This is a genomic window from Bacteroidia bacterium (assembly GCA_041391665.1).
Taxonomy (GTDB): Bacteria; Bacteroidota; Bacteroidia; order J057; family J057; genus JAGQVA01.
The window spans coordinates 1259338-1281761 of record JAWKNO010000003.1 but is presented as its reverse complement, the minus strand read 5'-3'; the positions used below and the strand labels follow the sequence as shown (position 1 = coordinate 1281761).

Below are 22424 nucleotides of genomic sequence, written 5' to 3'. Positions count from 1 at the left end.
TTTGGGAGCATCCGCCCCTGCGGATCAACATAGCACTGAATCCGCCTGAGGCGGACACAAAGTTCCAAGTTTGCACGTCACCCTGCCTGACGCAAAACCCATGGTGGTGCTGGCTTTCTCACGGTGTCAAGGTTTGAATAAAGTTTCTCATTAAGTCCACCGAGTCCTTGAGTTGTTGAAACGAATATCTTGCATTGTTTGTGTTTTCTGGGTGATGAATCTGATGTCTTATGTAATCTGTCAGCGCTACATTCTCAACAACTACGGTAACACCGTCTTTTTTCAGTCTATTGTAAGGCATTGTCGGTTTTCCATTTCTATAGTTTGTCATTTCGCCTTCTAACTCAATGAAGCCATATAATTCGTTATGATATTCTTCTGTAATCTCTGAAAACGCAAGGAAATTTACTTCATTTAACGATGGGTATGGTAGTCTGTTTGGCAATACTTTTTCAATGGTTTTTGTGGAACTGTCTGATTTTACAAGTCGTAAATGCTGAAACTCTAACTCTTTTACTAATGTTGCACTATGAGTAGTAATTATTACTTGAGTGTTTGGTGTGTTCGATAAGTCTAAAAACGCTTTTATAAGTTTCTTTTGATGCGCGGTGTGTTGTGATGTTTCAGGTTCTTCAATAGCGTAAATGATACTTGGAATGTTTTCAGCTAATTTTCTTCTTTCAGCTTCGGCTCTGAAAAAGTTCAAAAGAATAAGTCTTTTTACTCCGCTACCTCTTTTATTTATCGGTATGTTTTCGTCCCCGGCAATTGAAACACTTTTGAATACGTCTGTCCACTTCAAACTTTCTGTTGCAGGAATTACAGGTTTTAAGCTACTTGCAATTTCAGGATTCATCTCCTGAATTTTTGCTAATGTCCTTGAAGCAACGTCCTGCAATTTGGTTTTTACTTCTGTTGCTATTTCGTCAAACTTAGCCTTCAGTGCTGTATCATTTAGAATTTGTTTAACTGCTTCTTTTAGTGGGTCTTGGACTTCATCGTCTCCGTCACTATTTTTCCTGTCAGATTGGAATAAAGAGTAAAGAGGTAGATATGTTTGAAGTTTATCCCAAATTGATTTCGTGTCTCCTTTAGTAACATCAATTTCAATTTCCTGCAATTGAAGGTCTGAACTAAAGTGTTGCCAAATCGCAGTTCTCATTACTGCGTTTATTGTCTGATTGCTGCAAGTAACTGTAAGATCTTTGATGATTTTTTGAAGGTCAGTATTTTTCTTTTGCAAAAGGTCTTGACAACTGTTACTTGTCGGATGGTATGCTTTTACAAAGACTTTTTCCTTTCCACCGTTTGAATACTTTTTAATGATTTCAAGTTGATTATTTGAGTTTAAAAGGTATTCGTCTTGAAGTGTAGTTTGATTTGTGCTGTCAATTACGATACTCGTTGGCAACTCTTCAAAACAAACGGATATAACCGTTTCTGTATCTCCGTCTGCGAGTGCGTGTTTATTTACATCGTCTTTGTCAAGTTTGATTACGCCTTTGCTGTCGTTGAAGAAAATGTCTAACGCTTCTAATACTGTTGATTTGCCAATATCGTTTTTCCCAACAAATGATGTTAAGTCACCCAATTCGATTTCAACTTCGTCTTTGTAGCTTCTGAAATTTTTAATTTTTATCGTCTTAATTTTCATATTCCAATGTTATGTTGTCTGTTATGCTTGCTGCCAACGGTTTGGGGCTACCCGAAGGTGGCGATTTCGGAGCAATTCACTGTCAACCAAGCAGAAATCCGCTTGAGGCGGACACAAAGCTTGATTTAACCACTGAACCGCCACTTTTGGGTAGGTGCTGTTAGCAACAGTTACATTTCGTCATCTTCTGTAAAAATACCATCCTGAACATATTCAACTACAATTTCAATTACCGTCTGAATTTGTTCATTACAATTTTTGAAATTGAGTCTTTCTAAAACATCAACGCCATAATCACGAATCGTTTGACTGATCAAGGCATGGATGAAGGATTGAGTCGCAGAGGTAACTTTATCAAAGTCAATAGTCACCTCGCTCTCCTTTTTTAATTCAGGTTCAATCTCTTCTAATCGCAAGTTTCTCGCAATATCTTTATTCTCTGCAAAGTCTCTTGAGTAATTATGTAGCGGAATTATTTTCATGTAAATTTGGGTTTGCGATACTTGTCTTTATTTGCTTTTTTCACATCGAGATGATATGCATCCCGAATCATGGAAAGTAAATCCTGAAAGTCTTGATTTATGTCCATCGAAATATCAATTCCTACAGCCGTGCCTTTCCAATATGGAAGACCTTCTGATTTAAAATTAGCTTTGTCCGATTGTGGATTAGCAAATAGCTGGACATTTTCTTTGCTACTTGTCTTATGCAATTTGAAAAATGAATTGCCACTATAAATTAAGAAAAAGTCTCGGCTTACTTTTGCAATACTCTTTGTAAAAAATAATCCAGCTCCAGCATTAAATTCAGTTCCGCCAATTTTTGCAGTTGTACCAGTAATGCCTGGTCTAAGTGCGAGATCTATTGCAGCATAATCTGTTTCAGCATTATAAGATCTATTAATGGCTTGCCTTACACCCATTCCTCTGTCAGCTACACCGATTGATATTCTATTGCTTTTTTTAAAGTATTGAGCACAGACGATTGCGCCAATTTCAGATTGGGAATGTTCTAGTACATTTCTCACTAATTCACTCATAACATATTTAATTGGATATGCTTGTTCTGGTGTCGTATGAAGTAATGGAACCATATCCGTAATGAACTGATTAAGCTGCTCAGAGGTAGTGATGCTTCTTGCTTGGATAAATCTTCCAGAAGAATCATGCTCTTCAACGTTTAAATTGTGGTTAGGGTCTAGTGAATCGATCAAGCCCATCCTCAATAAATACGGTCTTGACTTAGCATTGAAAGTATCACAAGTTATAGGATTGTTGCTTCTTTTCATTTCCTCAGCAAGAGCAATTGCCATGGATATAACTATAGGATGAACTGAAATCCAATTTTGATTTGAAGTAACGTCTAATCTGGTTTCATCGCTTGGGTCAAAATGATTTAAGAAACTTTCAATGTTCCCTAAAAAGGCACTATTGGGTATATGTATCTTCATTTGTAATTGTTGCTAACATCCATATATCCGCTACGCGTAGCGTTTATTTTCTTATTGACACAGTCCAATATCCCCCATTTCCCCCGAAATCACAATAGTCTGACGAAGAAATTCCGGGCGCAACACGCTTTTCCGGGTAAAGCCTGAATTTTTGAAATGTCTGCTGGTGAATAGGGTTAAGTAGTTGTAGTGTTACCGCTAAAATTTTCGTGTCAGCCTGAACGCCATTCCTGTGTCGGGAAGCTGTGAACATCCCAGGTTAATTTGCTTTTGGGTTTGCGGGTTGGGCTTTCGCCGCCATGTGCGTTCATGCTTTGTTCTACGGTCTTATATTTCGTCAATTTCGGCACTTGATAAGCCCAAAAGCCGAGAAATTGTATCATTGTCAAAGCCTTCGACTTTCATTTTTTTGGCTACTTCCAATTTTGTTCTTTTTTCTGCTAATTCAACTTTCCCTCTTTCGTCCTGCTCCCGCATGGCTGCGTAGTCGTAGGCTTCTAATTCTTCTTTCGTCCAGGAGTGTTTGTTTGCATCTTGGTATGCGGCTTTTAAACCTTCATCGTCCACATTTTCAGGCACTACTTCCAAATTTTCAGCCTCTTTTATGAAAAATATCCACTTGTCCGTCACCTCCTGCAAGTCAGCCAGCAACTTTTCAAACTTCGGAAGTTCGATAAAGTAGAAGTCCATATCTTTAATCGTGCGCTCTCCGTTCTCAACATCGCAGACAGCATGGTGAGCAAGGTATTTGCTACCTTCCGTAAACTTAAAATCAAAAATGCCAATAAAAATTACTGGTTTGAGTTTGGTGTAGAACTCGCCGCTCTCAATTTGTTGGGAATACTCCTTACTGGCGTAGTAAAGCAACCTTTTGTCCAAGCCGTCCGGCTCGGCAACCTGCATCTCAATGATATAGGTTTTACCTTTTTTATCCCTCGCCTTCACGTCAATGATGGATGCTTTGAGGTTTTTGATGATGGGAAGTTGATAGGGGTTGAGGATTTCCACATCCTCAATGGCATCTTTGCCCTTCAACTTCATCACGGCGTTGAGGAAGGAAATGATGATGATTGTCTTGTTTTCGTTGCCGAAAATCTTCCGAAAAGCAATGTCATTTTTTATATCTACGAATTGCATAAGTTCAGATTTTCAGCAAAATTACGAAAAATCCGTCACTCCATTCATTTATAAACCTTCTTATCTATCTTAAAAAGGCTGTTGCTAAATTCCACTATTTTCGAAAATTAGGTAAAACGCCACAAAAGCTTAACTTAGGTTACCAAACGCTTTCCCAGGTAAAACCTGAATTTTGGAAATGTCTGCTGGTGAATAGGGTTAAGTAGTTGTAGCGTTACCGCTAAAATTTTCGTGTCAGCCTGAACGCCATTCCTGTGCGGTTGTCCTGTGCCGGAAAGCTGTGAACATCCCAGGTTAATTTGCTTTTAGGTTTGCGGTTCGATATTAAATTCCAGGTACTCAAAATCATGGTAGTTGTGCCAAGTCCAATGTTTACCATTGAAAGTACATTTTTGCTTTCGTTTATATAGCTTATTCCTCCCTGGGCCGGTTCAAACATAACAGCGCCAAGTACGATTTGTCCGGCCCCTGATATAAGGCCAATAGCCGGAGCAGTTTTGGTAGAGGTACCGTTTCCAATATGAATTCCGTTGACTGTATTAAGCGACAAATTGAGCCCGCCAATAATTGAAGATGAAATACCGTATCCTGGGGAAATATAATTGTAAGTATAAGTCGGCTGTATCATTGCACATTCCTCTTTTGTAAGCCCGCTTGCCAACACCCAGTTGTCAACCGTTTGGTCATTCATTGCTAAAAGTTCATCGTATTTAAACTTGCTGTTAATACCCTCTGCAACTTGTCTGTTTGTGGTTTGCTCTATCAAATACCCAACTGCGCAAATTGTCCCGTCCCTGTCTATAAAACAAGGTTTTCTCTGGTCAGGGTAGTCGTAATTTTTAGGGAAAACTCCTTTCGTCCAATAGTCGTGGAGCAGGTCTAAAAGATGGTTGCGTTTTGATTTAAGTTCAACGGAAAGATCTGAAACGTCCCTGGCTCTTAATAAATTTTCGACATACTCAAGATGAGTTCTGATTCTCAGGTCGTTGTCAGTTGTTGCGTCAGGTTTGTGTCCAAACTTACTCTCATAACTGATATCCCCGATAACGGGATTTACCATTTGGCTTTTGTCAACCGATGATTTGTTGCAACCTGAAAATAGCGTCGCAACTGTTAGTGTGATGATGGCGGCCAGGCGGCGGGTGGACATAATAAAAGAAAATTTGGAGGTTTGACGAAGTTAAACAAAAATCACATCTCCCAGCCTTTCCTCACCGGTTCCCTGATAATAACGTCAGCTTCTGGCAATCCTTTCACCTTCATATTTTCCGCATCCCATTGAATAGCTTTTCCACCCAAACGCAGCGACAGGACGCCCAATAAGGTAATCTCCGTCAAATGCGCGCCATATTCAAAATGTGAACTGGCCTTCGCTCCGCCTTTCATCGCATCTACCCAATCACGGTGATGTCCATTGGATGGGTTTAAAGTCGTTTTTTTCAGTTGAAACGAAACATCCAATTCTTCCGGGAAGAGTCTGGGCCTGGGTGCACCCCCCTGATACAGCATCATGCCCTTTTCCCCTATGTACAAAGCGCCACGTCCTGAAAGCGTCAAATCTTTGGGTAACCCTTCCGGAATCTGTGGTTTAAGTCCTCCGGAATACCAGGTCAGTTTGACCGGAGACTGTTTTTTATTTCCCGGGAAATGGAAATAGCCAATTTCTCCATAAGGGATAATATTTTCATCGCTATAACCGGCGGGATACATCACTACACTTTCCGGTGCGGGCAAATCCAATCCCCAAACCGGAGCGTCCAGATCATGGCACCCAAAATCTCCCATGGCACCACATCCAAAATCCCAGAAATCCCGCCATGAAACGGGTGCATACGCATGGTTAAAGTCCCGCATCTCCCGGGTGCCGATCCATTGATCCCAGTCAAAACCGGCCGGAAGGGTATCTTTGATCGTGGGTACGCCCTGCAAACCAGCCGTCCAGCGGGTTGCTCCTACCCAGACATGAATTTCACTGATTTTTCCAATTGCCTCAGCCCGGAGATATTCAACGGTCTGCCTAAGGTTTTGGCTACTGTGGAGTTGGTTGCCCATTTGGGTGGCGAGACCGGTTTCTTTGGCAACTTTTGCCACTTCCCGGGCTTCCCAGATATTGTGAGTGAGGGGTTTTTCGCAATAGACATGTTTCCCGGCTTTCATCGCCATCAGGGAAATATAGGCATGCGTATGATCCGGAGTCGCGCATAAAATGGCATCCAAGGAAGATTCCTTTTCCAGCATTTCCCTGAAATCCACATATTCAGCGACTTTAAAATTGGGGGTTTTTGCCTCATAGTGTGCTTCTGCTATGTCTTTCGCCGGTTTACGACCCGCAACAGAGTGGTAATAAAACCGGTTCAAATCCCAGTATTCCGCCGGATCTGCAATGGCAGTAACCTGCACATCATCCAGTTTGAGCAACTCCCGCAGGTTTTCGGTGCCCCGGCCACCAGCGCCAACGAGCGCGATATTCACTTTATCACTGGGAGCGACAAAACCCGGGCCGCCCAATACGTGGCGAGGCACGATCATCAAACCTGTAGTAGTGAGGGCAGAGCTTTTAATGAATGATCTGCGGGAGGTGGATTTGGGAGAATGGTCTTTCATGCTTCTTTGAGTTTCAGGAAAGTTCTGAAACTTAAAGCTCCGGTGCAAATTTTGGGGGTGGGGTCAGAATAAGGCTAATACTGCTCATAAAATCCTTTATTTTTGCAAAAAAAGTAAATATAAGCAGATTTCAACCTTCTTATTTATGCAAAATTTGCAAGGATAAGCGAAATTCTTATTTCCAATACTTCTAATTGGATAGGTTAAAGCTAGTCGTTGTCTTGATGATTCGTTATACAATGACGCACAACGAACGGTTTGCGGCTACCCGAAGGGCGGGGTTTTCAGCTATTCCCACCATTCAAAATTATCCGATATTATGATTTCATTCTTTTGAATATGGTGTGTAGTTTTCATTGGAATTGTCCGGAAGTCAAGCTTGTACTTGTTGGCCAAGGCTCTTATCTCTTCCGTATCATCATACGTGAGCATAAACTTTCCTTTCAGTTGTGCAGTCAAATCAAACAGAGCGTCATGGTGGATTTCAAAATGTGTGTATAGTCGCTTTCCTGCAACAGTGTATGGAGGATCAATGAATGAATAGGTGTTTTCATCATTCTTGATCTTCTCTAATTCTGCAAATGCATCACCTGTTACAAAATTAATTTTTGATTTAACATGTCCAACCGCCATGATTCTGTCTCGCAAGGTTTTGGGATACCAACGAGATTTGATTCCCTTTCCGTTCTCACCATTTTTAATTAGCCCCGAACCTTTCGTAATAATGCCACCATGAAAGATTCTGTTCTTAAGAATTGTGCTAAAAGCTTGTTCCTTAATCGTTTTATCTTCTTTTTGAAGTATTAAGTTTGCATTTTCAGGGTTTAGGTCAAATGAATAGATTTTGTCTGCCAACCAATTGTGGTCACCATTAATTATTATTTCCCAAACCGCAGCTACTTCAGGGTCAAGTTCAACCATTACAACCTTGTCCGCTAAATTTTCAAATGCTGCGGTAAGGCTGACAATTCCACCACCTGCAAAAGGCTCGATTAATATTTTAGTATCTTTTGATTGCTTAAGCCATTTTCTTACGACAGGAATCAACCAAGTCTTTCCACCTGGATATCTGAATGGACTTCTTTGTGGCACTGAAGCAACATTTACAACCTTCGGGGCTGCTTTCCTATTCTGAGTTTCAAACATTGATAATTGTCCGTCCATGTTTAACTGCTTATTATGTCTGTTAATGACGGAGCATCTGGCGGATTCTTGTCCAAATGCTCGTCAAGACGGTTTTGTAAAACATTGATGAAGTCTGTAATGTGTCCGGGTTCGGGAGTGGTTACTCTTACAAGCGCTGGTTCAAACTCTGTGTAAACCGTTTCACTTAGAATAAGATTGTTTTGTTTTTGTTCTTTATCAAATACAAGGTCGTACAAAAACCAGGCAATGTCTGCTTTTGATTTAGTGGTTGTTGGCAGTGAAGGGAGCGTTTCAAAAAATGATTTTTGTAGAACTACTGCCTGCTTCTTCTTCCATGATTGGAAAATACCTCCCTTATAAAGCAATTGAGGAATAAGTCGCTTTCGAGACGACGAAAGATAATCAGGTTTGGGATAATTGTATCCTGTTGGCCACTCAAAGTCTTTAGATGGCTTTTTGATATATTCTTCAAATGGATTTCTAAGGTTACCTGAAATATAAACGCCTTGAACTTCAAGCGAGGCAAAGTCAATCAGTTGGCCTTTATCATTGTACTGGACAAGCACAAAATCTATATTCCCTGCGGATTGCCCGTTTTTATCCACAAGCTTAATTTCAGATAGGGAAGTCCAATTCGCTTTTTGTCCAAATGCAAACTCAGCCACATTTTCAACAATTACCCAATCTTCTCTAAATCTTATTGGACAAGTTATTACTGATGTTCCATTATGCCAAACACTACAAACTCCCAGTGGATTGTTTGCTTTGTCCTTCGTGCAGTTTGGAACTTTGTTATTGTAAGGACAAAGTTTCTGCTTTCGATATCTTTGTGCTTTTGAGCTGGTATTCTCAATTGGAAAGCCAAAAACTTCACCAAGTGGACTTTTGTTTTCTGCTTTTTTTGCCATGCTCAAAGATATGAAATTCTGTCGGCCGATAGAAATTTAGTTGGTAATTTTCCCATTGGACCCAACATCCATATATCCGCCACGCGTAGCGTTTATTTTTGATCGCATTGGTTTCTCGTCAGTCGGCTAGCCCAGCCTGTCTATGCTTTCTCCACCTCCGCCACAATCTCCCGCCAGGCTTCCATCTCCGGGATGCCGGGCTTGCGCTTGCCAAACAACTGGACGATCTGCTGGCCTTTTTCGTTAAATACTTCCAGCGCCGTCACGGTTCCGTCAACGGTGGGTTTTCTCACGATCCAGGTCTGCGAAATGGCCGGCTCCAGCACGTGAAGGTTAAATTCGGGATCGAGTACATTCAGCCACGCTTCGTGATCGACGATCTTATGGACCGTGCCGGTGTGAATCTGAATCATCCCCCGGTTGCCGACAAATACCATGATGGGAACCTGTCTTTCAGATGCGAGATTCAACACTTTGCGAAGGGTGTCGTTGCCTGCCTGAATGGCAAAGTTGCCTTCCGGCGCCAGCCGCAAAGCCTGCGTACGGCTGATACGGTATTTTTGCAACAGCCCGAAAAAGTCGTGGGTGTCTTTCAGATTCACCCAACCTTCGCGAAAACCCGCCACATCAATGGCTGCATCGGGAAGTTCGGGCGACTCGGGCGGAAAGGGCGTTACCGCCTGTTCTGCGGACTGGTCTTCGTGGCGGTATTTTTCTACCAGTTTTTCAAATGCTTCATGGTTGCTCTGCGGGACGAGATAAATTTTGTGAATGGCTTCTCCGTCTGCGGCAAAAAACTGAAGGCTGTACCGCTTTTTGTCGGGGTCATTGGGGAAGCCTTCGGTAACGGCAAAAACCGATGCCCATGATTTGGGGAAAATGCGGAGGTCAATGTCCTCGCCTACAAACAACCCCACATGCGGATTGGAGAGGCTGGGATTGAGGTAAACGCCTTTGCGCTCATGCACGACTTCGTCGTTGCGGGTGAGGGCCATGACTTTGCCGAGGGAAGTGATTTCACCCAGAATAGCCGCAAACTCGGGCCGCAGGCGGATGGCGGTTTCACCACAGGTGGTCGCCAGGAGTTCGGCTTCACTGACGTTCAGGGCTTTGGCTGCATTGCGGATGCGGAGATGGGGCTGGCCTGCTTTCATGGCCTCCCAGCGGGATTTGAGATCTTGGTTAATCGGTTGCATAATGTGTTGATATAGTTTGCTTAATACCTTATTTAGAATTAGTCTAAATAAAAATAATGGCAAATGTATATAATTATTCCCCCCATCACCAAGCCGGGTGTGAAATATTTTCAGAATTACCGTATTTCAGTTTTGCTGATTTCGTTGTTCCCGTTTTTCACCGGAGCGTACATCATTTCTATTTGCGCGGGATTGAGGGTATAATTTCCCGTATAGCGGGGTTCGAGTTCGATGCGAAAGGTATAACTGCCCGCCGGAAGGCGGCTGAACCAGAGATTTACCCGATCTTTATAGTATTCGGCGTGATCTGCATAGGGGAAGGCCTGTTTTTTTTCTCCGAATGAACAACCTGCCGGAACGGGAATCTGAAGCATCAGATATTCGCCTGCTTCTCTTACACGCAGATTCACCTGAAGCCAGGCTTTTTCTCCTGTTTTAAGCATGGGGATATATCCTTCTTCTCCGGCAAATGAGGTATGAATCTCAAACAGGCTGTCTCTGCGCGGTGGCTGTGGATTCCAGTGGTTTTGGGTGAGAGAGACAAAAACAGGCTGTAACCCCGTCTTTTGTATGCTGATCATCTCCTCATTGCCGGAATAGATTCTTTTGACCGGAAATTCTTTGACCAATTCCTGATTTTGCAGGGAAATGGTGGCTTTTGTATCGAGAGAAACAGAAGCCGCCGCCAGGTCAGGAAGCACAACGGAAAGAATCCGTGCTGTTTCAATCGTGTTTTTATTGGGTACTCTGAGCAAATAATTGCGAATCGCAGTTAGCTCTTCGGGTGCCTGGCCTTTTCCCCGGAGAATTTCATACGCTAGTGTGGTCATTTCCACATTTCCTCCATACCAATACCAGCTCTCCGGTCCCCAGTATTTCCCTCCCATCAGGTCGGTATGGCTGTCGTCCCAAAATTTTTCCATATCCACGGGCAGTCCCTGATTTTGGCGAATGCGGGTTATCAACAGTTGATGGTAAGGGCGACTGGCAAGCTTTTCGGCTTTTTCCAGTTCGTAAGGAAACCGCAGCACCGGATACATTTCCGACAGCGTGAGCATCGCGTATAAAGCCTCATCCGGACTGAGGGTAAACAGCCGGTCGAGCAGCCATTGTGCAGAAATCGCCAGATTGTCTTTTTCTTCCCCGGCGACCAGGAGGGCACGGGTGATATAGGCGGTCATCCACACGTTTCCCGATCCGTTTTCCCACCAGCCCCACGAACCGTCTTTGTTGCGGTTGCGAAGGAGTTTTCTTTTGATATTCTGAATGGCGATTTCGTGATCGAATGGCTGATTGAGGATTTGCCTGATTTTTTTCTCCTGTGACCAGGCGATGAGTTTGGAGGCGAGTTGTTCGTTGCATTCAAATGGATAGCGTTTCAGCCATTCGAGGTCTTCGAGCAGGACTTCCAGCGGATTGGCGTGGATTTGAAGGGTTGCGGGACCTAGATCGGGGTTGGGGCGAAGGGATAAAGCCGTGTCTCCTTCGAGGTAGTGGAAACTGCCTGTATGTTCTTCCAGCCCTACGGGCAGTATGGGCAGATAGCGTTGTTCTCCATCGGAATAGCCGTTGGCGAGAAGGGCCTGATAGGCGATTTTCATACTGTCGCCATTTCCCGCAACGAGAGATGCCGGTTCGACCAGAAAATTTTTCAACAGGGTATCGGTTCCCGCGGCAAGCGGTTTGTCGTCAGCAGTGAATATAGTTTTTGTGAGAATGGGTTCTCCTGTGTAGTTGACCACGCGGCCGGTAAGCGAGAGCGAATCGCCCGTCAGGGCAAACCGCGGCATTCCCAGCCGGGCGATGACTGGTCGGCTGACCTGGGTGGAGGTTTTTCCATATCCGCTCTGCCGTTTGTCATTCATCGCCAGCACATAGGTATTCCAGGTGGTGATATTGTCGGGGAATGTCAGGGTAAAGGTGGCAGTTCCGTCTGCGCCGGTGATGAGGTTGGGTTCCCAGGCCGCGCAGTCGGCAAACTCGGAGCGGAGGATATACGGCAGGAGGAAGATGCTGTCAGCTTCAGGAGCCCGGCTTCCGTAAAGTCCTGAAAGGGGATTCGTCCAAAAAAGTGCTTCTTCTTTTTCTTTCTGCACTCTTCCCGGAAGAAAAACATCTTTCTTTAACCCCGATGCCGTCACCACGACTTCATCCAGCATCATTTTATCGTTCAGGTTAATATCGGCTGGCCGGTAAGAACCTGAAACACTACTTGCCCCGCGAACCACTATTCTTGGCTGCTGAATTCCTTCATCGTTATCACTTTCCCCCCTAACTCTTACTCCGTCTATATAATAATTTGTCTGACGGTAAAAGTTATTGGGCACTTTTTGTATAGCCAGTTCCACTTTGAGCGAGTCTATTTTTCCCGACAAAACGGGTTTAATGGATAATTTAACTGACTTTCCCTTTTGCCATTCTGCCGGTTGAAGTTGAATGGAATATCCTTTCCTGAGCGCCATCAATTCGTAGTGCCGTGCATAGATATCCGGAAAAATAAACCGTCCGTCTGCATCGGTTACGCTGCCCATAACTTGTTTGCCTTCTGCATACAAAATTACCTTTGCGTCCCGGATGGCTGCGCCGGTTTCGGCGTTGTTGACTGTTCCGCTCAAAGTATCTGCGCCAAACTGCACGGCCTCATTGAGAAACCATCCGTCAGGGGAAATCCTGGCGGGATCTGTGATATTACGGGCAAAGTAATGATGTTGCTCAAAAATGATCGTATCGCGCTGATCAAAAAAGATATAGTCTTCTTTGATTTCAAATGACCAGAGTGCAGCAAATTCTCCCTGATAGTTTTCGACTGTCATTTCGTAAATGCCCGGACTGAGGTTGGGAATGCGCAGATTTTCGGCGGGAATCGTCCATACATTTTTCCTGTCTCCGTATCGCTGGAGGTGGAGGAATCGAATCTTGTCTGGATGCTTACAGACCAGCCTGTATTCGCCCGAAGCTTTTAAAAAATCGGGCCTCTGGCTGGTATTCCTCGCCGGAGAATGGGGCATCTGATCGCTGAGAATATCTCCTGGCAAAAGGGCTGTTTGTCCAAAAGTTTGCGACCTGCCGTAGGGGAGGTAAGTATAAGGAATAAGATCTCCGGCGGAAAGCAGCGTGCTTTTTTCCAGCAGTGTGATCTTTTCTCCCACCTGGTAATTGTACCCCGGCCGCAGGGGCAGTTCTTCTCTGTATTCGCCACCTGAAAACACTGCCCGGAATTGGAGCGGTTCATATTGGGTAAATGGCCCTGCTAACAATGAATTCCCATAATTTACCACAAACCCCTGCCGGCTCTGCCAGAGATATACCCGCTGGTTAGGCCTGTAGTCGGGCGAAATGCTAACCAGCGAGCGATTGAGCGCAGATGCCTCTTTTTCTGTAAGCCATCCTGCCCGATTCAGCTTATACACGCCTTCGGGAAGATTTTCTGCATTCAGCGAAATTTCGAGCTTGTAGCCTTTTTTTAATTGTATGCCGGGAAGGGTGTATTCTGCATCCCTCGTCCGGAGGGTGAGGGTGTGATATCCTGATTCACCTATAAAAGCATAGGGACTGGAAACCTGTACGCCTGAATAATACACGGGCTGGTCATCCAGCCAGATCATAAGCAGCAGTTGTTGTTCGCCTTCTTTATACACATAAGGCGAAAACTGCGGGAGATAGTGGGGAATGGGTTCGTATTGAAGATATAGCGAATCGGGGTATTTCAGTTTGAAGTAGACCATCGTATCCAGACCCATGGGATGGAGCCACCCGGATGAAAGGGCCGGCCTTCCCGTATGGAGGTCATCTTTTACCGAAAAAGTAGTACTGTGTAAACCTGCTTCCTGCGGTTTTCCCAGATAGGGCGGATCGGGGACGTGGTTTGTTTCAAACTGGTTGCTGACCGTGAGCGCCGTCAGGTTTACGCCTGATACCGGCTGGTTTTGGTAGTCTTTGACAGAGATCGTTACCGGAACTTTTTCCCCTGGTGTTGCCTGGCCCGGCTGGCGGATTTCAATCGTAAGTGCCTGGGTAAATACCGGCAAAAGCACGGTATTGTTTTGTTTTTTCCCATCGCGCAGGTAATCGACCTGAAAGCGGTAGGGCGCATCAGAATCATCATTGATTGCTATCTCCAGATCAGTACCGGTAATAGCTGCTTTCACCAGCGTTTTCCCTTTCCACCACTGATAGCTGAAGGTAATTCCCGCCGGATTGGTAAGGTGAATGAATACAGAATCGGCGGTGCGGTTGCCGCTGAGGGTGATGTCGGGGGTGGGGAGAACAGGTTTGCCGGCGATTGTTTCCTCATCCTTTTTTTCTTCCGGCGTTTTGACTGTGAAGTAAAATGTGGTATCCCGGGTTTCGTTTTCACTGTTGGTAAAAGTAGCCGTAACCGCGTATGCAGCCGGAACGTGTGGAATCGCAGAAGGCGGAAGGGCAAATTTCCATTTACCGGCATCGATTAAAGCAGTGGTATCGGCAAGCAAAGAAGCGAGGTGCATGGAAACATCTGGCGGCGAAACAACGCTTCTCAGACGGATGGCAAGTTGGATGCGGGTGTCGGGTGCGGGTTGCCCGTTGGCATCAGTAGCGGTGGCGGTAAAGACGAGGGAATCATTCCATGTGAGGACAGGCGAATCATTGTTCAGCAGGTAGGTGACATTTTTGAGCTGGTAATCCTCATACAAAAATTCACCTCCGGAGAGAGAAATCCATTTTTTATTTTTTGTCCTGCGAACAGTCAGTTGATATTTTTTGTCAAGCGGCAGTGAATCAGGGATAGGAAATTGCCAGATATAGGCGCCAGGTGTGGAAGGTGAAAGTGTTGTGAGGGGCGATTCCTGCCAGTAACGGTTTTCTTTCAGGCGAAGATTAATGACCTCCCGCAAAGGTTTCCCATTTTTGCGGAGGATAAACGCCTTTAACCTGACGGTATCTCCCGGCAGGTATTTCGGCTGGTTTGTGATGATGTAGCCTTTAGCTGAAGGCTTGGTTTGGCGGCTGTAGGGGCGGAATGACCCGCTTTGGGCAGACCATGTATAGGCTGATATGGTTTTGCTGTGCCGTCGGTGGGAAATGGCATAAAATGCTTTTTCCTCAGTTGTTTGTACGGTGATTATACCTTTGTGTTTGCTTCCGGGCAAAATAAAAGTCTGAAATTCTGCTGACCAGGAAAGGGGGTTGTTGTCGTACAAAACTTTAGCCTCACCCGGAGGCACATTCAAATACAAAAGGGTCTGGTTTATGCCCGGCAAATAGTCGAATTGCAGTGCCGTAAGGTGGTACAATTTCAGTACCCATTGTCCTTTTTCCACCCATGTGAAGAGGTAATAGCCCTTGCGGAGCGTTTCTTTAAAAGCCTTCAGCGAGTCATTATTGGCTGTAAATCGCAGCGAGTCAACTTTCGAGTGGAGGAAAGTCGTATCGGGAACTACGTCCGGATTGGCGACCATATTGTTTGCCTCATCATCAGACAACCGGTACGCATAGATATACGGGCTATTGGGCGCAGTCGAAAGTTGCGTCTGGGCAAATAGATGACACAGGGCGAAAGAAAACAGGAAAAAAACGGCGTAGTTTTTCATAAGAAGTGGATCCTGTATTTAGATTTCAAATTTCCGGTATTTCCATAAAAAATTTCTATTTTGGGAAATCAAATAGTTCCTAAGCAGGAAACACAATATGCAATTGAAGATTACGCTAAAGGTAATGTATCCGGGGCAATTATTACCCCTGTCTTACCAGTATGAACTTAGCGCCTGGATTTACAAACTTATCAGCAGTGCGGACACTGATTTTGGTGCTTTTCTTCACGCCGAAGGATATAGTCAAGGCAACAAAAGATTTAAGTTATTTACCTTTTCCAATCTGTGGATTCCCCCCCGATACGAAATTCTCGACGACAGAATAAAAATATTCAGCGAGGAAATTTCTTTTGTGGTGTCTTTCCTCGTGCCGCGAGCCGCAGAGGAGATGATTTCGGGCTTGTTCAAAGAGCAGCGATTTGCCCTGGGCGACCGGATCAGCCGGGTGGATTTGCAGGTCTCAGCTGTCTCCATTATTTCTGCAGAGACATTTACAGACAAGGCAGTGTCTTTTCGCACAACGAGTCCGCTGCTTGTAATCAAACCAGAAATCCGGAAAGACGGGAAATTGTGGCAGAAATACCTTTCACCACAGGATGAAGATTATGCAAAGTATTTTTTCAGCAACCTGCTGGAAAAACATGAAATAGCGCATCATCATGGGTTGGTTGAACCGATTCCTGCAAACCCTGAGCTGAAATTTCGGCTGCTATCAGCAAAGCCTAAAAAGAATGGCATCCGCATCAAAGCCCATACACCGGAGGAAACCAAAGTCATAGGTTATATTTTCGATTTTGAAGTAATCGCACCTGCAGAACTCCTGCGTGTGGGCATGCTCGCAGGTTTTGGCGGTGAAAATGCTTTGGGATTTGGGGCGGTAAAAGTGATAGGGAGAAAATGATTTCGCTCCCCGGGATTTTAAACACACTCACAAAACATATATACCTTTATGGGACAAGAACCAGAAGACAGAACAAAAATACGACTACTCCGCGTCATGAGAGCGTTGCTGGAAAGGCCGTTTGGTTATACAAAAAAAGAACTGGCCGAACGTTACAGCGTAAGCCCCGACACAATTGGGCATGATTTGGAAGCTTTTCAGAATGCGGGGTTTGTGATTAAATACGACAAACGCTACCGATATGCTTTCGTAGAAGATAAGCCACTTAAGGCGCTGAAAAACCTGCTACACTTCTCTGAGGAGGAACTTGCCATTCTCGATCAGGCGATTGATCAGGTTTCTGATCATACCCGTATGCGCGAACAACTCAAGCGAAAGCTTGCCGCACTGTATGATTATCACCGGCTGGGACATTCGTATCTGCGCAAACCCTATCTCAACAAAGTAGATGCCCTTCAGCAGGCACAAAATGAAAAGCGGCGGGTGATACTGGTCGATTACCACAGCTCCAACAGCAATGTGATCAGTGATCGAATCGTGGAGCCTTTCCACGTCAGCCCGCCCGACGACATGGTCCACACCTACGATCTGGAGAAGATGGATTTGCGCCACTTTCAGATTTCGCGGATTAAGAGAGTGAAACTACTCGATGAGCCCTGGGAGCATGAAGGCAAACACAATGTCATGCCTACCGACACTTTTCGGATTGTGGATGGCAATCAGGTAATGGTACACCTCCGGATTAAGGTGGGCGCATACAATGACCTGATTGAGCGATATCCCACGGCAAAAGGATATATCGTAGAAGCCAACGAAGCCGAAATGTTTGACTTTCAGGCAATGGTCAACCACAAATTTCTTGGGCTTATCAACTTCATCCTCGGCAATTATCACCAGGGAATAGAAGTGCTGGAGCCTGATTCGCTGATCACACGTCTGCGCGAGGAAGTGAAGAGGATGAATTTTTAGTGTTTTCCCTTTGCAATATCTCCGCGAAAGGCAAAAAAAATCAAAAAAAATTAAGGGGTACCGCAGCCATTGCCATAGGTACCCCCATACACTTGTAAATAAATCAAAAATTTCTCCCATGAGAATCTACATCCATACTACACCCAATACCCAGATGGTGCCCTTCAACTACCAGCCGCAGTTGGTGGGCGCCCTGCATAAGTGGATCGGAATCAACGATTTACACGACGACCTCTCCCTTTATTCGCTCTCCTGGTTGTCGCACGGGCAAAAAACTTCCCGGGGATTTAACTTTCCCGAAGGATGTACCTTTTTCATCAGTGCACCTTCGCAGGAGCTGATCCAGCAATTGATACGCGGCATACAGATGGACACGGAAATCTGTTACGGCATGCGGGCTGCGGAGATTGTGCTGAAACCCACCCCAGACTTTGGTCCGATGCAGACGTTCTTTTTGCAGAGTCCGGTGCTGATCAAACGCACGGTAGAGACCCGTACGCAGTTTTATTTTCCGCAGGATGCGGAGTCCGACCAATTGATGACAGAGACCCTGGCCCACAAGCTGAAAAAAGCCGGACTGGGCGACCTGCCTGTAAAAGCCCGGTTTGACCGTACCTACCGCACAGCCAGAACCAAAGTTGCCGACTACAAAGGCATCAAAAACAAAGGCACCCTTTGCCCCGTGGTCGTCGAAGGCGACCCCAAAGCCGTAGCCTTCGCCTGGGAAGTAGGATTAGGCAATTCGACAGGAATTGGGTTTGGGGCGGTGAGATAATGGTTAATTTTTAATTGTTAATGGTTAATGGAGATGAGATATTATGTAGTCAAATATTCGGGGCCGTTTGGCTTTATCAAACCCTGGACGGCAGTCAGAGATGGCGAAACCTTCAGTCAGCAGTTTCTGACACCTTCGATTGTAGAAGGGATAGAGAAAAAAATATTTCCGGAGCTTCTTGGCCACCCGGGAATACATAAAATCCTGAGGCACAGGTTAAGTTATCAGGGGTTGGATATGCAGCAGGAGCGTACCTGGTCTAAAGGCGGAATTGATGTTTATAAAGATAAAAATCAGTACAAAACTAATCTGGGGATATTAACCAGAGGTGTTATGCTATACCCCAATTTATATCTCGCCTTTGCGGAAAAGTCCGATGTTGAGCGCGCATTATCACAAACTCTGTGTCTTTGCCGCAATGAGGATATTGTTTTTCCAGAGCATGCTTTTGAAACTGATGAAGAAGCATTTGATGAAATTGATGGGTTTGAACTAATGTTCTCAGATTTCAGATCAGGTTTTAAAGTAGGGCACAATCGTTTCGACAGCGCGGCAGACATGTATGGTGAATTAAAAGTTTTTGGAAATCCAATTCGCAGCCATTCATGAAGCCATTGCACGAAATCCTGGCTAAAAGTGCCAATTATGGCAGCCTGACTTTATTGGAACATACACAGCAGGTAACGCAGGCAATTGAATTGTTTGCTGAAAAATACGCGTTCGGATTTGACGTAGAAATGGCCCGTAAAGGAGCGATTTTACATGATCTGGGAAAAGCGCACCCCCATTTTCAGCGAAAAATACATCAGGCAAACGGCGAAAGTCTGGTTGAAAATATGGAGTGGGATTTTGCTCACAGACATGAAATTTCCTCTCTGGCTTTTTTGCCATGTTTCCCCAAATCCGAATGGAATACCCTGATTGATCTCGTAGTTGCCCACCACAAATCTATTCAAAACGATCCGAGTGGAAGGGGAATATTGGATCTTTTGGAAAATGACAGAGACTGGGCTGAAAATCATTTAAAAGACTGGGAAGAATGGTATCCGTATGGACTGCAAATTTTGGAAACATTTGGGTTGCCTGCAATTACCATATCAAAAGAGGAAGCGGAGAATACCCTGAAATATGTAGTTGATTACTGCGAAAAGAAAAAACGAGGGTTCTCACCTTTGAGAGGATTGCTGAAGTCTGCTGACCATTTTGCCTCTGCGTTTATGCACAATACCGAGAAAATGCTTAAGCCGTTGTTTGTTATTCCGGATTTGAGCTTTTATCGTGATTCGAATAGAGTTTCCCCGCTTTATCCTTTATCTGAAATACCCGCAGACGACAGTAGAAAACATACACTGGTAGTTGCGTCAACCGGGGCGGGGAAAACTGATTTTCTTCTAAGGAGATGTAAAGGCCGGGTATTTTATACGCTCCCTTTTCAGGCTTCCATCAATGCGATGTATGAGCGGATCAGGGATGCAGTCCACAAGTTTCAGCCGGAGGCAGATATCCGTTTGTTACATGCCACTTCAAAAGTGGTTGCAAGGGGGAAAATAGATGAACAAATTTTACAACCGCTGGCAGGTTCTTCGGTAAAAGTACTTACTCCTCACCAGTTGGCAGCTATTATTTTCGGCACTTCCGGATTTGAAACTGTGATGCTGGATGTGCAGGGGACAGATATTATTCTGGACGAAATCCATACCTATTCAGACTATTCAAGATCAATGGTTTTGGAAATAGTGAAAGCACTTTTGCGTCTGGATTGCCGGATTCATATCGGTACAGCTACCATGCCCTCTGTGCTTTACAGCGAACTTTTGACACTCTTGGGTGGAAAAGAGCATGTTTATCAGGTTCAATTATCGGATACTGTTCTCGACACCTTCGACCGCCATTTAGTAGAAAAATTAGAAGATGAAAGTGTAGTTCCCGAAATTCTGGAAAAAGCTTTTGCTAATCGCGAGAAAGTATTGGTTGTTTTTAACACGATCAAAAATGCGCAGGAATTTTTTTCAAAATGTCTCGAAACCTATCCCGAAATTCCTAAGATGTTGATTCACAGTAGATTTCGGCGAGGCGATCGTGTAAAGTTGGAAACCCGGCTCAAAACAGAATTTAACGGTGACGGCAGCGAACAATTTGGCGACGGGCTAAAACCCTGTTTGGTAGTTTCCACGCAAGTTGTTGAGGTCAGCCTGGATATAAGTTTTGATCGAATGATTACCCAATGTGCGCCTTTGGATGGAATGATTCAGCGGTTTGGAAGGGTAAACCGAAAACGAACCAGCGAAACGATTGGCAAATACAAACCTGTCCATGTAATCAAACCGGTCGGAAGTGGGAAACCATATAATAATGCCATTCTTCAGGCGAGTTTTGACCAGTTGCCTGACAATTTCGGTTTGTTGCGGGAGCGTGAATTGCAGGAGAAAATCAATAACGTATATCCGGTTCTGGAAACCAAAGAGATTGATATTCACCTGATTTATCGCAACGGGGATTATAACATCCGGGAATTGACCAATCACAAAAAAGCAGTTTTGGTAGAAGCGCTTGAGATTGAAAGTGCTACCTGTATCCTGGAATCAGACCGGGAAAAATACCTGACCGCCAACTGGGAAGATCGCCTGCAAATGGAGATCCCCGTCAACTATAAAACCATTGCTTACCGCAAAGAAAAATATGAACAATTGGAGGTTGGGGCATATCCGTTTGTCGTGTCGCAGAATGAAGATTTGTACCAACTATTGGGATTTCAATTAACCGAACACAATCAATTCTTATAAATTATGTACACCAGTTATATCGGAAAAAAATTCCTGAAACTGTACAAGGAGGAATATCAAAAACCCGACGATTATTCCGCCCGGCAGTTTTTTGACGAAGTGATGTTTCCGCTGTTTTTTGAGGATGAAAGCCACCTTTTACATGTCGGGAATTCCCCGTTTTTCCAGAAACCCAAAGAATCTGATGTCCTTGAAAGTGGAGGAAAAGCTTTGGCTCAAAGAAATAATCTTCGAAATAAAATTAAAAACAACGCGGTAAGTGGTTCTATTTATGTCGGCTTTGCTGCTGAGGGAATGCAGGCAACTTCTTCCGGACAACTTACCAACATTAATTTTTATATTGATGAACAAGAGATTTACACTTCGTGGATTGGCGCAGCTTTGGGAATCGGGGTTAGTGGCGGTCTGGTAATGCTGATAGACGAAAAAGAAGTATTGCTTGCACTTTTTCATGGATGGGAACATTACCGGAAATTTCTCCGCCAAACACCGGGCGTAAAGGACAAACAAATCGAAACCTGGAACGGGCACTGGCTATGCTTGTACTTTAGCAATGACTTTGATCCTGATTTTGTGAATTATTCCGCGATTGAAACGGGAGAAGTGGTCGGGAAAATGGCTATTCAAACTCAGAGATGGTCTCATGTGATATTCTCACTTTCTAAAAAATACCCTGATCAGACAATAATCGCCTACTCTTATAATCTTTCCCAGACGAATACTACGTTGGGATTTATCAATGTTTTTCTCCCTCAGGTTAGAAGGCTGTATGAATTAAGAGATAAAATATTTTTGAATGAAAAGGATGTGATCTTAAAGGATAAAGAGATCGAAAAACTAGAAACCTTCTTTACCTTCAAAAACGCCTGCCGCTTTGGCGTAATCGGCCTAAAAGCTCTGGAACCCGCCAAACTCCGCGAGTTTATGCCCAAAGGATCGGTCTTATACGCCCAGGGCAAAGACTTCAAATTCACAGACGAAAATTCATATTTCACTTATCAACTCTATAAACTCTGGATAATTGCCATGTTAAACAAAACTGAACTTCTCCAACTGGCCTCCGATATAGCTGCGGCTTTGCTGGAATACGAAAAACTATCAGAAAAAGGGAAAAGCACACACTCCCGATTGACTGAAGAGGTCCGAACTTCCTCAAATATTAAAACCTTCATTGATAAACTCACTGAAGTACTGGACAATGCTTCCGAACACGCAGAAACCTTTAAAAATGTGGTTGACCAGGTTTTGAAAATGCCTGCCGACAATTTTCCCCTTTTTGCGACCCTCATCCGTTTTGAATACACTTATCAAAAATCTAAAATCTAAAAAAT

The 22424-nt window shown here is 44.3% G+C and carries 16 protein-coding genes; 6 read left to right on the top strand and 10 right to left on the bottom strand.

Translation table 11 applies throughout. The features are described 5' to 3' along the window. Positions 1-118: 118 nt before the first annotated feature. The 10 genes from R3D00_28010 to R3D00_27965 all read right to left on the bottom strand — a co-directional run bounded on the left by R3D00_28010 (position 119) and on the right by R3D00_27965 (position 15665). Positions 119-1654 carry an ATP-binding protein gene (locus R3D00_28010; protein MEZ4777053.1) on the bottom strand — a complete coding sequence of 512 codons (1536 nt, stop codon included), beginning with the start codon at positions 1652-1654 and terminating at the stop codon, positions 119-121. Positions 1655-1824: 170 nt separating this feature from the next. Further along, the gene (locus R3D00_28005) at positions 1825-2136 is read right to left on the bottom strand and encodes an STAS-like domain-containing protein (protein ID MEZ4777052.1); all 312 of its coding nucleotides are present in this window, start codon (positions 2134-2136) and stop codon (positions 1825-1827) included. Further along, positions 2133-3104: a hypothetical protein gene (locus R3D00_28000; protein MEZ4777051.1), complete on the bottom strand. Its 972-nt coding sequence runs from the start codon at positions 3102-3104 to the stop codon at positions 2133-2135. The genes R3D00_28005 and R3D00_28000 overlap by 4 nt, the downstream gene beginning before the upstream one ends. Before the next feature lie 327 nt (positions 3105-3431). Further along, positions 3432-4241, bottom strand: a complete 810-nt coding sequence (locus tag R3D00_27995; GenBank protein MEZ4777050.1) for an Rpn family recombination-promoting nuclease/putative transposase — start codon at positions 4239-4241, stop codon at positions 3432-3434. Between the two features lie 220 nt (positions 4242-4461). Continuing rightward, the gene (locus tag R3D00_27990; protein ID MEZ4777049.1) at positions 4462-5391 is read right to left on the bottom strand and encodes a hypothetical protein; all 930 of its coding nucleotides are present in this window, start codon (positions 5389-5391) and stop codon (positions 4462-4464) included. A 41-nt stretch (positions 5392-5432) separates the two neighbouring features. Further along, positions 5433-6845 carry a Gfo/Idh/MocA family oxidoreductase gene (locus R3D00_27985; GenBank protein MEZ4777048.1) on the bottom strand — a complete coding sequence of 471 codons (1413 nt, stop codon included), beginning with the start codon at positions 6843-6845 and terminating at the stop codon, positions 5433-5435. 288 nt (positions 6846-7133) lie between these two features. Continuing rightward, positions 7134-8009: a DNA adenine methylase gene (locus R3D00_27980; protein MEZ4777047.1), complete on the bottom strand. Its 876-nt coding sequence runs from the start codon at positions 8007-8009 to the stop codon at positions 7134-7136. Between the two features lie 2 nt (positions 8010-8011). Then, a complete protein-coding gene (locus R3D00_27975; GenBank protein ID MEZ4777046.1) occupies positions 8012-8899 on the bottom strand; it encodes a NotI family restriction endonuclease in 888 nt (295 codons plus the stop codon). Between the two features lie 140 nt (positions 8900-9039). Then, on the bottom strand, positions 9040-10095 hold the full coding sequence (locus R3D00_27970) for a ChuX/HutX family heme-like substrate-binding protein (GenBank protein ID MEZ4777045.1): 1056 nt from the start codon (positions 10093-10095) through the stop codon (positions 9040-9042). 116 nt (positions 10096-10211) lie between these two features. Next, positions 10212-15665 (bottom strand): alpha-2-macroglobulin family protein, encoded by a 5454-nt coding sequence (locus R3D00_27965; GenBank protein ID MEZ4777044.1) that lies wholly within the window; start codon positions 15663-15665, stop codon positions 10212-10214. A gap of 97 nt (positions 15666-15762) precedes the next feature. Here R3D00_27965 and cas6 (R3D00_27960) point away from each other — a divergent pair, with 97 nt between their 5' ends. From cas6 (R3D00_27960) to R3D00_27935, 6 genes are all read left to right on the top strand, one after another. Next, on the top strand, positions 15763-16566 hold the full coding sequence (cas6, locus tag R3D00_27960; protein ID MEZ4777043.1) for a CRISPR-associated endoribonuclease Cas6: 804 nt from the start codon (positions 15763-15765) through the stop codon (positions 16564-16566). Between the two features lie 48 nt (positions 16567-16614). After that, positions 16615-17535 (top strand): WYL domain-containing protein, encoded by a 921-nt coding sequence (locus R3D00_27955; protein MEZ4777042.1) that lies wholly within the window; start codon positions 16615-16617, stop codon positions 17533-17535. A 118-nt stretch (positions 17536-17653) separates the two neighbouring features. Further along, positions 17654-18310 (top strand): CRISPR-associated endoribonuclease Cas6, encoded by a 657-nt coding sequence (gene cas6 / locus R3D00_27950; GenBank protein ID MEZ4777041.1) that lies wholly within the window; start codon positions 17654-17656, stop codon positions 18308-18310. 33 nt (positions 18311-18343) lie between these two features. Further along, positions 18344-18919, top strand: a complete 576-nt coding sequence (locus R3D00_27945; protein ID MEZ4777040.1) for a hypothetical protein — start codon at positions 18344-18346, stop codon at positions 18917-18919. Further along, positions 18916-21093 (top strand): CRISPR-associated helicase Cas3', encoded by a 2178-nt coding sequence (gene cas3 / locus R3D00_27940; protein ID MEZ4777039.1) that lies wholly within the window; start codon positions 18916-18918, stop codon positions 21091-21093. Before R3D00_27945 ends, cas3 begins: the two co-directional genes overlap by 4 nt. 3 nt (positions 21094-21096) lie before the next feature. Further along, positions 21097-22419: a hypothetical protein gene (locus R3D00_27935; GenBank protein MEZ4777038.1), complete on the top strand. Its 1323-nt coding sequence runs from the start codon at positions 21097-21099 to the stop codon at positions 22417-22419. The last annotated feature ends 5 nt before the right edge of the window (positions 22420-22424 follow it).

Bases quoted from the DNA above. Each gene is read 5' to 3' on its own strand.
- R3D00_27970 (MEZ4777045.1), bottom strand. From the start codon at position 10,095: ATGCAACCGATTAACCAAGATCTCAAATCCCGCTGGGAGGCCATGAAA.
- cas6 (MEZ4777043.1), top strand. From the start codon at position 15,763: ATGCAATTGAAGATTACGCTAAAGGTAATGTATCCGGGGCAATTATTA.
- R3D00_27985 (MEZ4777048.1), bottom strand. From the start codon at position 6,845: ATGAAAGACCATTCTCCCAAATCCACCTCCCGCAGATCATTCATTAAA.
- cas3 (MEZ4777039.1), top strand. From the start codon at position 18,916: ATGAAGCCATTGCACGAAATCCTGGCTAAAAGTGCCAATTATGGCAGC.
- R3D00_27995 (MEZ4777050.1), bottom strand. From the start codon at position 4,241: ATGCAATTCGTAGATATAAAAAATGACATTGCTTTTCGGAAGATTTTC.
- R3D00_27965 (MEZ4777044.1), bottom strand. From the start codon at position 15,665: ATGAAAAACTACGCCGTTTTTTTCCTGTTTTCTTTCGCCCTGTGTCAT.
- cas6 (MEZ4777041.1), top strand. From the start codon at position 17,654: ATGAGAATCTACATCCATACTACACCCAATACCCAGATGGTGCCCTTC.
- R3D00_27935 (MEZ4777038.1), top strand. From the start codon at position 21,097: ATGTACACCAGTTATATCGGAAAAAAATTCCTGAAACTGTACAAGGAG.
- R3D00_27945 (MEZ4777040.1), top strand. From the start codon at position 18,344: ATGAGATATTATGTAGTCAAATATTCGGGGCCGTTTGGCTTTATCAAA.
- R3D00_27990 (MEZ4777049.1), bottom strand. From the start codon at position 5,391: ATGTCCACCCGCCGCCTGGCCGCCATCATCACACTAACAGTTGCGACG.
- R3D00_27980 (MEZ4777047.1), bottom strand. From the start codon at position 8,009: ATGGACGGACAATTATCAATGTTTGAAACTCAGAATAGGAAAGCAGCC.
- R3D00_28010 (MEZ4777053.1), bottom strand. From the start codon at position 1,654: ATGAAAATTAAGACGATAAAAATTAAAAATTTCAGAAGCTACAAAGAC.
- R3D00_28005 (MEZ4777052.1), bottom strand. From the start codon at position 2,136: ATGAAAATAATTCCGCTACATAATTACTCAAGAGACTTTGCAGAGAAT.
- R3D00_27975 (MEZ4777046.1), bottom strand. From the start codon at position 8,899: ATGGCAAAAAAAGCAGAAAACAAAAGTCCACTTGGTGAAGTTTTTGGC.
- R3D00_27955 (MEZ4777042.1), top strand. From the start codon at position 16,615: ATGGGACAAGAACCAGAAGACAGAACAAAAATACGACTACTCCGCGTC.
- R3D00_28000 (MEZ4777051.1), bottom strand. From the start codon at position 3,104: ATGAAGATACATATACCCAATAGTGCCTTTTTAGGGAACATTGAAAGT.